Raw genomic sequence first — 8533 nt, 5'->3', positions numbered from 1 at the left:
GGGGCGGGGTCAGCGGCGGACGCGGGCGCGGGTCTTCGCGACGCTCGCGAGGGTCGCCCGCACCGGGGTGCCGAGGTACAGGCCGAGCGAGGCGCCGGATGCCAGACCGATGCCGATCACCGCCGCGTCGATGAGCGATCCGCCGGCGACCAGCATCCCCGTGGACGTCCCGGTCGCGTGCACCATCTCCAGCAGTCCCTGGAACACGGCGACACCGGGAACGAGGGGGACGATGGCCGCGGTCGTGACCGCGACCGACGGGACGTGCAGGTTGCGGGCGATCAGCATCCCGAGGAAGCTCGCGAGCAGAGCACCGACTGCGCTCGCCGCCGCGGGGTGCAGGTTCAGCGCCACCGAACCCGAGTACCCGGCCAGCGTCACCGCACTGAGCAGCGCGCTCACCAGGATGATGCGGATGCCGGCGCCGTTGAACACCGCCACGGCGATGGCGATGATGATCGCGCCGGCGAACTGGTTCAGGACCGGACCGAACGGTGCCGGGTCGTCGGGAAGGTCCATCGTGAACCCCAGGACGCTCCCGAGTTCCAGGCCGACGAGGATGCCGATCACCACGCCGAGGGTCTGCATGGTGAGGTCGAGGATGCGCCCGCCGGCGGTGAGCGCGAAGCCGTCGATCGCATCCTGTGCCGCGCCCACCACGGTGAGACCGGCCAGCATCAGCACGATGCCCGAGGCGACGATGATCGACGGGCGGATGCCGACGAACGGCTCGATCCCCGCCGAGCCCAGCGCCGAGACGACCACCGCCACGACGGTGGTCACGAACCCTCCGGCGATCTGGCTGAAGAACAGCGGAACGCGGAGGCGAGCGAGACCGGCCTGGGTCAGAGCCGCGCACAGCGCCGCGATGAACGTGAGACCGACGATGATCGGGGAGGCGCCGAGCATGATGCTGACCCCGACGGCGAGCAGGGCGCGCGCCACGATCACGACCGGCTGCTGATAGCGGAACGGCACCCGGCGGATCGCTCGGAAGGTCGTGCGCGCGGATTCCAGGTCGAGCCCGTCGGCGATATCGGCGACGAGCGCCTGCACGCGCTGCAGCTTCGCGTGATCGGGGGCCGTCACCCGCACGACGCGCACCAGGGTCTCCGGCCAGACCTCCCCGCTCAGGTGGAACGACACCGTGATCGAGTTGTAGGTGACGTCGACCTGCACGCCCTTCATCCCGTACGCATCGCAGACGCGGGTGATGGCCAGCGTCACCTCGTGGGCGGACGCACCGACGGCGAACATCGACTCGCCGATCCTCGTCGCCAGGTCGAGGACTCGGGGGACCGTGCGCTCGTCGATGACGGGCAGGACCTCGGTGTGCGCGACCGTGGAGGGATCGGTGTGGAGCAGGCGGCGCACCGAGGAGAGCAGTGGCCGGCGGGGGGTCGCGGACATATCATCCATTCTCCCGGACGGGAGAGCCGTCTGCCGCGGTCTCAGTCCTGCGCGAAGATCTCGGGGTGCGCGCCGATGAGCTCGGCCTGCTCCGTCCACGAGAGGCCCACGATGCTCAGCACCACGCGCACGACGGTGGAGTCCGCGTCGGTGGTGGTGAGTCGAAGCTCGCGTAGCGTCGCCCGCGCCGTCTCCTCGATGAGGAAGGCGAGCAGCTCGGCCGGCATGTCTCCACGGAACGCCCCGGATTCCACCCCGGTCCTCGTCAGGTCGCGGATCCGTCGGCGCAGCGGTGCGAGGGCGAGCACGGTGTCGGTCAGATGCGCATCATCGAGGGCGATGTTGGCCGACGCGCGCACGGCCGAGGCCTCCCGCCACAGTCGCGTCGCCATGCGCGCGAGGGTGACCCGCGGGTCGGATTCGTCTGTCGCCTCGGCGATCGCGTTGAACCGCTGAGCGCCGACGGCGATCACCTCGCGCAGCAGGCTGTCGCGGTCGGCGAAGTGACCGTACACGGAGCGCCGCGTGAGGCCGGCGGCCTGGGCGATCACATCGAGCGACGCCGTGGGGTTGGTCGCGAGCACCGACTGCGCCGCGCGCAGCAGGGCCTCGCGATTGGCGAGCGCATCGCGCCGACGCCGGGGATTCGGTGCGGTCACGTCATGGTCCTTTCGCGGAGACACAGGAGTCACGACATCAACTTGGTCGACGCGAGTGCGTCGACGAGCTTGCGGTTGTACGTCATCAACGGGCGACGGAGCACGAGACCGAGGAGCAGCGCGGGGATGAGGAACAGCGCGAGCGCGCCCAGCGACCACCAGAAGTCGCCCTGGTAGACGCCGGCGATCGCCGATCGCACCATGTTCACGGCGTAGGTCGCGGGCAGGAACGGGCTGATGCTCTGGAACCAGTCGGGCAGCAGCTGCAGCGGATACGCTCCGCCCGAACCCGAGATCTGGATCACCAGGAGCAGCACCGAGAGCGCCTTGCCCGCGTTGCCGAACGCGACCACCGCCGTGTAGACGATGAGCGTGAACACGGTCGAGATCGCCCACCCGGCCAGGATCAGCAGGAGCGGATGCGCGGGTTCGACCTGGACGAAGAGGATCAGCCCGAGGGTCAGCAGCGTGCTCTGTGCGAGCCCGACCAGGCCGAAGATGCCGTAGCGGCCGAGATACTTCTGCGTCGGAGTGAGCTCGGCGCGGTCGGGGAGCGTCTCGGCGTTCACGTCGACGCGGATCGTCACGGTCATCAGCAGCGCACCCACCCAGAGGGCCAGGATCATGTACAGCGGTGCCATGGCCGCGCCGAAACCGGCCACGGGGAAGACCGCGGTGCGGTCCACGCGCACGGGTTCGGCGAGGGACGTGGCGAGCACGCCGGGGTCGGCGCCCATCAGCTCGCTGAGATCGCCGGTGTCCGCGGCTTTCGTCATCGCCTGCTGCACGGTGTCGAACCGGTCGGCCAACGAGTTCAGCGATGCCGACAGCTGCGTCGTAGCCTCCTGCGCGCGCGACAGGGTCGACTGCACGGAATCGGATGCTCCGGAGAGGCCGGACGTGATGCCGGAGAGGTCGGAGCGGATCGCCGAGACGTCGGAGCCGATCTGCGTGAGGGTCGACGAGAGGGAGTTCAGCTGGGCCTTCAGCCCGTTGTCGTACGTGCTCCGTGCATCCGTGATCGCCTTCTTCGCCGCGGCGATCGCGGCGGTGATCTCCTGATGCGAGCTCTGCGCCGAGTCGTTGCCGGCCGCGATCTCGGTCGCCGCGGTCTGGAGGCGCTCCTGCAGGGCCTGCTGCCGGGCGATGGCCTCATCGAGCCGACTGATCACGGCGTCGAAGTCGGGCTGCGCGGATTCGGGAAGGTTCGGCCCGACCTCCGTCTCCAGGGTGTTCTTGACCGCGGAGTACTGGTCGATCTGCTGCTGCACGCGCTCCGCGAGCGTGGTGATCGTCTGCACCTGGCTGCCGCTGAGCGAGTCGGCCCCGGCGTACAGTTCGTCGATGCGCTGACCGACGGCGTCGTAGCTGCTCGCCGTCGCCGCGAGCGCATCCGTCAGGGACTGCGCGGCCGTCTGCAGGGTCGACTTCAGTGTGCCCGCCGCGTCCACCCCGCTGCCGAGGGCGCCCGAGGTGTCGGTGAACGCGTCGCCGGCCGAGCCGACCAGGCCCGAGGCGCTGTCGAGCAGGGGCCGGCTCGCCTCGAGCAGAGCCGTGAAGCTGTCGGCCGTGTGCGCCCCGGAGCGCAGCTGATCGCCCACGCTTCCGAGGCGCGCCTCGATGCGGGTGAGTGCGGCCTGCGTGTCTTCATCGGTGAGGTAGTCCGACATCGACGAGACGAGGCCGAGAGCCACGTCGCCGAGCGTCTGGGCGAAGGTGTCGCTGATCGCGGACGAGACCCCTTCCGCGCCCTGTCCGGTGATCTTCGGCGCCAGGGCGTTCTTCTTCTCGTTCGTGTAGAGCGCGATGTGCGTGCGGTCGCCGCCGTCGGCGTAGAACGTCAGCATGTCGGCGCTGAACGTCTCGGGCAGCACGATGGCGGCGTAGTACTCGCCGGACTTCGTCCCGTCGATCGCGTCGTGCTCATCCGTGATGACCCAGTCGAGCTGGTCGTTCCCGCGAAGCTGGGAGAGGACCTGTTCGCCGACGTTCACGCGGATCGGGACGAGGTCGCTCTCGTACCCGGCATCGGTGCTCGCGACAGCGATCTTCAGATCCTTCGTGTTCGCGAACGGATCCCAGCTGGCGATGACGTTGAACCAGGTGAACAGCGACGGGATGACGACGAGTCCGAAGAGGACGATGCACGCCATCACGTTCTGGGTCGCGTGCCGCACGTCGCGGGCCGTCAGGTGCAGGATGTCCCTCATGCGCGGTCCTCTCCTTCTGCGGTCCGGTGTTCGTCTTCGTCGGTGAGTGGATCTTCGTCCGCGAGATCTTCTTCTGCCTGCTCGGCGTCGTCCTGCTCGGCGGTCTGCTCGGGATCCGGTCCGATGCGGGGTTCCGCTTCCGTCTCCGTCTCCGGATACGGCTGCGCGTCCGGCTCGGGCTCGAACCATTCGGTGAGCAGGGCGTCTGCCTCGGCGCCGCCGGCCGGTGCGTCCGGTGCGTCCGGCACGTCCGGCACAACGGTGACGGCCCGCCCATCCGGCTCGGTGGGGACGACGGGCGTGTACGGGACCGTGTCGGAATTCTCGTCCGTTGAGGCGGGCATGACCGCGTCACGACCGGCGGGCCCGACGAGGGCGAGCTCGCGCAGCTCAGCGTCGTCGAGGGCCGCGACCTCCGCGCCGTTCTCGAAGCTGTGCTTGATGTATTCGATGGCCACGAGGAATCCGATGACGAGCAGGATCCAGAGCGTCCACAGGCCCAGCAGCAGCGCCTTCGATTCGGGGAGCGCCCAGGTGATGACCCCGAGCACGACGAGCCCGGCGACCCCCGTGAGCACCGTCGCCTTCAACAGGGTGGGGTAGCGGCGGGTGAACGGCTCGGCGCGTCGAGCGAGGTCTTCGCGGTATTCGCTGCGGTTCGAGAGCGCGCGGATCACGTCGGTGAGCCGATACCCGCTGCCGACGACCTGCACCTTCTCCCCGATCAGGAGGTCGGTCGCGAGTACCTGCCGGTTGAAGAGCAGGGTGAAGTTCGCGAGCCGGCGGCGGAGCACGAGCCCGATGAGGAACGCCAGGGCGACGAACACGGCGAGGGCGCCCAAGTACCGCCAGTAGTGGCCGTCGTAGAACCCGCCGATCGTCTCGCGCATCGCGTCGATGCCGTACGAGAACGGGAGGAGCGGATAGATGGCCCGGAAGAATCCGGGCATCAGCTCGATCGGGTACAGCCCGGATGCGCCGGGGATCTGCATGATCACGAGCAGGATGCACAGGCCGCGGCCGACGTGCCCGAACGCGACGCAGAGGGCATAGATGATGCTCACGTAGGCGAGGGCGATGAGCACACCCGTGCCGACGAAGGCAGCGGCGCTGACGGTCTGCACGCCGATGATGAGGTTTCCGGTGCACACGATCAGCGCCTGGCCGACGGCGAGCGTCGCGAAGAGGAAGAAGCGGCCGAAGTAGGCCTCGCGCACGGTGACCCCCTCGACGCCCTCGGTGTCGACCTCGACGCGGAAGATCACCATGAGCACGAAGGCGCCGATCCACAGCGACAGGTTCGTGAAGAGCGCGGCCATCGCCGACCCGTAGGTGTCGACGGGGAACACCAGGTGCTCGTCGACCTCGACGGGCGAGGAGATGAACTGGGCGATCTGCTCGGGCTCCAGGTCGGTCAGTGTGCCCAGCAGACCCCATTCGGATGCGGCGTTGAGGGCGACGACGTCGGTGCGCGAGGTCTGCAGGCCCTGCTCGATGCCGGCGAGGTCGCCGTCGAAACTCTCCAGTGCCGACGAGGTGGCCACGAGCTGAGAGTCCAACCCGCCCAGCAGCTGATCGGCTTCGGCGAGCACGCCCTTCTGCGCATCCAGTGCCGCCGAGAGCGATCCGACGCTCGACGACAGCTGCGACATGGCGCTGTTCAGCGAGGGGACGGTGCGGGTGAGGATGTCGCGCATCGCCGACGACGCATCCCTGGTGTCCTGCATCGCCTTGTCGACCGCGTCGGCTGTCGCCTGAACGGAGCCCACGGTGTCGGACGCGCTGGCCTTGAGGTCCTTCAGGTCGGCGAGCAGTTGCTGGTCGGTGGCGTTGCGCTGCTGCAGCGAGGCGATGACCTCGGTGAGCTGCTGCTTCGTCTCGTCGCTGAGGTCGGTACCGTCCACGAGGGCCTGCAGACGCGCGGCGGCCGCTTCGTTCGCCTCGAGCACATTCGAGACGTCGTCGATCCCGGCGTCGATGCGCACACCCGCCTGCTCGAGGCTCTGGGTGAGACGGGTGATCGAGACGTTCGCCTTCGACGACGCATCGGCGAGCAGCGTGGTGCCCTGGAGGAACGCGGTGGTGGCGCTGTCGGTGAAGGCGATCACCTCCTTCTGCGTCTCGGCGATGATCGACTGCGTCTGGGCGAGCGACTTCTGCACGTCGCCGAGCGTCTTGTCGACGTCGCCGAGCGTGCTCCGTGCGGAGGCGAGCGTGCCGCGAGACGAGGTGAGCCCGTCCTGCGTCTCGGCGAGGTTCTCCCGCGCTGACGAGATGGTCTGCGCCGCCTGGTCGAACGCGTTGAGGGTGTTGTCCCTGGCGTTCAGCAGTCGCAGCTCGGTGGAGTCGCCGACGTCTTTGAGAGCGTTCGTCGCGGCGAGAGCCACCTGCTCCTTGAAGGCGGTGGTGACCTGCTTGTCGAGTTCGGATGCGCCGACGTCGGTGATCTTGGGCGCGATCGCCCCGGCCTTCTCGTTGACGTAGTACTCCAGCGCCGGCTGGGTGAAGTCGCCGCTGGTGATGCTGACCAGGTCTTCGCTGAACTGCGCAGGTATGACGATGGCGGCGTAGACGTCGCCCTTCTTCACGGCCTCCTGAGCCTCGTCCTCGCCCATGAACGTCCAGCCGAGCTGGTCGTCGTCCTTGAGCTGCGCGGTCACCTGCTCGCCGATGTCGATGTGGCCGGTGAGGTCGGACGTGGCGCCCTCGTCGAGATCGACCACCGCCACGCGGATGTTCGCGGTGTTCGCGTAGGGGTCCCAGAATGCGTTGATGTTGAACCACGCGTACAGGGCCGGGGTGATGAGCACCCCGATGATGATGATCCAGGCTTTGGGCACGCGGGAGAGTCTCTTGACGTCGCGCTTGTAGACCCGCCAGCTCTGTTTCACAGGACGAGTTTACACAATACGTGCACACCAGCGTGCAAGTTAGCTGAGTAAAGCGGTCAGGCGTGGGTCAATTCAGGGTCGTGACCGTCAACTCGTTCGTGGCGGTGTCGCACATCGTGAGCTGCCACACGGGCGCGCCGTCGTCCATCACGCGGGCCATCTCCACGATGAGCGGACTCGGGTACTGCTCACCCGAGAGCTGCGCCGCGGTGTAGGCGCTGCTGCCGTTCAGCTGCTGCTCCGCCTCGGTGAGCTCCGTCTCGCCGGTCGAGAGAACCTCCAGGGTGCGGACGTCGACTAGCGACTCCCGGCCGAAGCTCGGGTCGTCGACCCGCTCGCCGAACGTGTCCTCACGGGTGTCGGCGCTGCGCAGCCGCCACGCGAAATCGTCGTCGAGCCACTCGAGGCGCAGGCCCACGATGGTGCCGCCGATCGCCTCCGACTCTCCGGGCAGGGACTCGAGGAAGTCGGACGGCCAGGAGACCTCCGACGGCAGGCACGTGCCGGGGAAGTCGTCGCCGACGGCCTCCGGCGGGCTCGGGACGGACGCTCCCGCGCAGCCGGCGCAGGCCAGCATGCCTGCGAGCACGAGTGCGCTCGCGCGCAGTCTGAGGGGAGTGGGCATCAATGCCTCCGTGGGGGTCGCCGACTTCTGGGAGCCTAGCCGGGCCAGCGCGGTCGTCTGCCCGACCGGGCCGTCAGCGCGGCGCGCTCTGCGAGGGGATGCCGATCAGTCTACGCAGCTCCTCGGCGGTGACGTCGGCGCCGAACGCGGGGTTCCCGGGCTGGAGTACGGCGCCCTCTGCCAGGCTGTCGAGGACGACGGAATCGAAGCCGAGCCCGTCGATCACCGCAGCGACCGTGGCGAGGTCGGCAGGCTCGTCCCCCGCGACGGCGATGGCCTTGCGCCCGGTCGCTCCTGCGGGTCTGGACTCGTCTTCGAGGTCGTGATAGCCCATGTGGTTCAGTGCCTTCACCACCCGCGACTCCCGCAGGAACTCCTGCACCAGCTCGCTGGTCGAGGTGCGCGGATCGCTCAGATCGTCACGGATCCCGTCGGTCTCCCACCAGTAGTTCATGGCGTCGAGCACCAACGTCCCGCGCAGCTGCTCGACCGGGAGCGTGCGGTACTTGCCGAGGGGAAGGGCCAGGATGACGGCATCCGCCCCGGCAGCCGCGTCCGCGGCCGTCACCGCGTTGGCCCCGGGCGCGAAGACGTCGATGGTGAGCGCGATCCGTTCCGGCGCGCCCGAGCCCGCGATGAGCACGCGGTACCCCGCGGCGAGGGCGAGGCGGGCGATCGTGGTGCCCACCTTGCCCGCGCCGAGGATGCCGAGAGTCTCGATGGTGTCGTTCATGGTGA

The 8533-nt window shown here is 68.8% G+C and carries 6 protein-coding genes; all 6 read right to left on the bottom strand.

The window, feature by feature from the left end; genetic code table 11:
- Positions 1 to 9: 9 nt before the first annotated feature.
- Positions 10 to 1410 carry a threonine/serine ThrE exporter family protein gene (locus tag BQ2383_RS02220; RefSeq protein ID WP_091028708.1) on the bottom strand — a complete coding sequence of 467 codons (1401 nt, stop codon included), beginning with the start codon at positions 1408 to 1410 and terminating at the stop codon, positions 10 to 12.
- A 41-nt stretch (positions 1411 to 1451) separates the two neighbouring features.
- Positions 1452 to 2069: a TetR/AcrR family transcriptional regulator gene (locus BQ2383_RS02215; RefSeq protein WP_091028706.1), complete on the bottom strand. Its 618-nt coding sequence runs from the start codon at positions 2067 to 2069 to the stop codon at positions 1452 to 1454.
- Positions 2070 to 2098: 29 nt separating this feature from the next.
- Complete coding sequence (locus BQ2383_RS02210) at positions 2099 to 4279, bottom strand: YhgE/Pip domain-containing protein (protein ID WP_091028704.1); 2181 nt, start codon at positions 4277 to 4279, stop codon at positions 2099 to 2101.
- Positions 4276 to 7170 (bottom strand): YhgE/Pip domain-containing protein, encoded by a 2895-nt coding sequence (locus BQ2383_RS02205; RefSeq protein WP_091028702.1) that lies wholly within the window; start codon positions 7168 to 7170, stop codon positions 4276 to 4278. The genes BQ2383_RS02210 and BQ2383_RS02205 overlap by 4 nt, the downstream gene beginning before the upstream one ends.
- A gap of 67 nt (positions 7171 to 7237) precedes the next feature.
- Positions 7238 to 7795 carry a hypothetical protein gene (locus BQ2383_RS02200; protein ID WP_091028699.1) on the bottom strand — a complete coding sequence of 186 codons (558 nt, stop codon included), beginning with the start codon at positions 7793 to 7795 and terminating at the stop codon, positions 7238 to 7240.
- A 73-nt stretch (positions 7796 to 7868) separates the two neighbouring features.
- A complete protein-coding gene (locus BQ2383_RS02195) occupies positions 7869 to 8528 on the bottom strand; it encodes an NADPH-dependent F420 reductase (protein ID WP_091028730.1) in 660 nt (219 codons plus the stop codon).
- Positions 8529 to 8533: the final 5 nt, after the last annotated feature.

It is taken from the genome of Microbacterium oxydans (assembly GCF_900095745.1).
GTDB lineage: Bacteria > Actinomycetota > Actinomycetes > Actinomycetales > Microbacteriaceae > Microbacterium > Microbacterium oxydans_B.
Note: the sequence above shows the minus strand (reverse complement) of the source record. Positions and strands in the feature narration are given on the sequence as shown.

Coding starts and splice junctions, on each gene's coding strand:
- BQ2383_RS02195 (WP_091028730.1), bottom strand. CDS start 8,528: ATGAACGACACCATCGAGACTCTCGGCATCCTCGGCGCGGGCAAGGTG.
- BQ2383_RS02200 (WP_091028699.1), bottom strand. CDS start 7,795: ATGCCCACTCCCCTCAGACTGCGCGCGAGCGCACTCGTGCTCGCAGGC.
- BQ2383_RS02210 (WP_091028704.1), bottom strand. CDS start 4,279: ATGAGGGACATCCTGCACCTGACGGCCCGCGACGTGCGGCACGCGACC.
- BQ2383_RS02220 (WP_091028708.1), bottom strand. CDS start 1,410: ATGTCCGCGACCCCCCGCCGGCCACTGCTCTCCTCGGTGCGCCGCCTG.